Source organism: Saccharopolyspora sp. 6M (assembly GCF_020176775.1).
Taxonomy (GTDB): Bacteria; Actinomycetota; Actinomycetes; order Mycobacteriales; family Pseudonocardiaceae; genus Saccharopolyspora_C; species Saccharopolyspora_C gregorii.
The window spans coordinates 1-2,538 of record NZ_JAIUJZ010000056.1 but is presented as its reverse complement, the minus strand read 5'-3'; the positions used below and the strand labels follow the sequence as shown (position 1 = coordinate 2,538).

The following is a 2,538-nucleotide window of genomic DNA, read 5'->3' as shown; positions in this document are numbered from 1 at the left end:
GGGGGGGCGCGGCCCGCCCCCCCCCCCCGCCCCCCCCCCGACGGGGGCCCGGGGCGGGGGGGGGGCGCGGCCGCCCCCCCCCCCCCCCCCCCCCCGGCGGTCAGCGCTCGCCGAGCCCGGCCCACTCCTCGTCGGTGAGCAACCGGGACCGGATCAGGAAGCGCACGCCTTCGGGCGCCTCCAAGGAGAAACCGCTCCCCCGCCCCGGAACCACGTCGACGGTGAGGTGGGTGTGCTTCCAGTACTCGAACTGGGCGCCGGACATCCACATCGGCACCGGGTCGGGATCGCCGTTCTCGTCGGCCACCGCGAGGTCGCCCAGGTGCACGTCGGACGCCCCGGTGCGGAACTCGCCCTGCGGATAGCACATGGGGGCGCTGCCGTCGCAGCACCCGCCGGACTGGTGGAACATCACCGGGCCGTGCTGCGCCCGGAGGCGGCGGATCAGATCCGCCGCCTCCGGCGTCACGGCCACCCGTGCGGGAGTGCCCGTGTCCTCGTCCCCCATCAGAACAACCCCGGACCGCTCTGGGAGTAGCTGATGAGGAGGTTCTTCGTCTGCTGGTAGTGGTCCAGCATCATCTTGTGGGTCTCGCGGCCGATGCCGGACTGCTTGTAGCCGCCGAAGGCCGCGTGCGCCGGATAGGCGTGGTAGTTGTTCACCCACACCCGGCCCGCCTGGATGTCGCGGCCCGCCCGGTAGGCGGTGGAGCCGTCCCGGGACCACACGCCGGCGCCGAGGCCGTAGAGGGTGTCGTTGGCGGTCTTGATCGCCTCGTCGTAGTCGGTGAACGAGGCCACCGACAGCACCGGCCCGAAGATCTCCTCCTGGAAGATCCGCTGCTTGTTGTGCCCCTCGAAGATGGTGGGCTGCACGTAGTAGCCGCCGGCGAGTTCGCCGCCGTGCTCGATGCGCTCGCCACCGGTGAGGATCTTGGCGCCCTCCTGCTTGCCGATGTCGATGTAGGAGAGGATCTTCTCCAGCTGGTCGTTGCTGGCCTGCGCGCCGATCTGGGTGTCGGTGTCCAGCGGGTGCCCGGTCTTGATCTTCTCGGTGCGGGCGACCGCGTCGGCCAGGAAGTCCCGGTAGATGCCCTGCTGCACCAGTGCCCGCGACGGGCAGGTGCACACCTCGCCCTGGTTGAGGGCGAACATGGCGAAGCCCTCCAGCGCCTTGTCGTAGAAGGCGTCGCGCTGGGCGGCGATGTCGTCGAAGAAGATGTTCGGGCTCTTGCCGCCGAGCTCCACCGTCACCGGGATGATGTTCTCGCTGGCGTACTGCAGGATGAGCCGCCCGGTGGTGGTCTCACCGGTGAAGGCGACCTTGCGGATCCGCGAGCTCGACGCCAGCGGCTTGCCCGCCTCGACGCCGAAACCGTTGACGACGTTGAGCACGCCCGGCGGCAGCAGGTCGGAGATGACCTCCAGCAGCACGTGGATCGACGCCGGGGTCTGCTCGGCGGGCTTGAGCACGATGGCGTTGCCACCGGCCAGCGCCGGGGCGATCTTCCAGACCGCCATCAGGATCGGGAAGTTCCACGGGATGATCTGGCCGACGACGCCCAGCGGCTCGTGGAAGTGGTAGGCGACGGTGTCCTCGTCGACCTGCGAGAGGGTGCCCTCCTGGGCGCGCAGCGCGCCCGCGAAGTAGCGGAAGTGGTCGATCGCCAGCGGGATGTCGGCGGCCAGCGTCTCCCGGACGGGCTTGCCGTTCTCCCAGCTCTCGGCGACCGCGAGCTTCTCCAGGTTCTGCTCCATGCGGTCGGCGATGGACAGCAGCACCCCGGCGCGCTCGGCGGGGGCGGTGCGGCCCCAGGCGGGTGCGGCGCCTTCCGCGGCGTCGATGGCCCGCTCCACGTCGTCCGCGGTGCCGCGGGCGATCTCGGTGAAGACCTTGCCGGTGATCGGCGTGGGGTTCTCGAAGTAGCCGCCCTTCGCGGGGGCCACGTACTCGCCGCCGATGAAGTGGTCGTAGCGCGAGCGGTACTCGACCACCGAGCCGGCGGTTCCCGGAGCTGCGTAGAGCGTCATCTGGTGCCTCCCGTACGACGTTGTGCGGTGTTGGGCGCGAAGTTACGGGCGGCGACGTTGCAGTGACGTTGCCCACGCGCGTCGGACCGGCGGCGGCAATGGGGTGAGCGTTCTTGCCTGTTGCGCGCGTCACGGTCCAGGATGGGCCGATCGGGCGCGCTCCGCCGCACCGGTGGAGCAGCTTCCGAGCGTGACCGCGCGCGAGCGGTTGGGTACCGTACCGGCTCTGGATCTTCAGCGATGCGATCGCCGCGCGAGCGGCGGTGCCGGGCCGCGGCGCCCGGCGGGGAGAGGAGACGACGCTGGTCCACCGTGGCGTCCGGACATCGCCCGGCCTGGTCGCACCCGCGCGGCGGGGTGCACCCGGCCGCGCCGTCGCGCCCGGCAGCTCCCGTCCCCCGCGGCCCCCCCCGGGGGGCCCCCCCCCCGCCCCCCCCCGCCCCCCCCCCGGGGGGCGCCCCGGGGGGGGTGTGGTGCCGGGGGGATGGAGCGGGCCGCCGCCAGAGC

The 2,538-nt window shown here is 72.4% G+C and carries 2 protein-coding genes; both read right to left on the bottom strand.

Annotated elements, in window-relative coordinates; translation table 11 throughout:
• Window positions 1–100: 100 nt before the first annotated feature.
• Window positions 101–508 carry a DUF779 domain-containing protein gene (locus tag LCD31_RS09510; RefSeq protein WP_224957380.1) on the bottom strand — a complete coding sequence of 136 codons (408 nt, stop codon included), beginning with the start codon at window positions 506–508 and terminating at the stop codon, window positions 101–103.
• A complete protein-coding gene (locus LCD31_RS09505) occupies window positions 508–2,031 on the bottom strand; it encodes an aldehyde dehydrogenase family protein (protein ID WP_224957379.1) in 1,524 nt (507 codons plus the stop codon). The genes LCD31_RS09510 and LCD31_RS09505 overlap by 1 nt, the downstream gene beginning before the upstream one ends.
• Window positions 2,032–2,538 lie beyond the last annotated feature (507 nt).

Excerpts from the sequence above, each read along its gene's own strand:
- LCD31_RS09510 (WP_224957380.1), bottom strand. The coding sequence starts at position 508 with ATGGGGGACGAGGACACGGGCACTCCCGCACGGGTGGCCGTGACGCCG.
- LCD31_RS09505 (WP_224957379.1), bottom strand. The coding sequence starts at position 2,031 with ATGACGCTCTACGCAGCTCCGGGAACCGCCGGCTCGGTGGTCGAGTAC.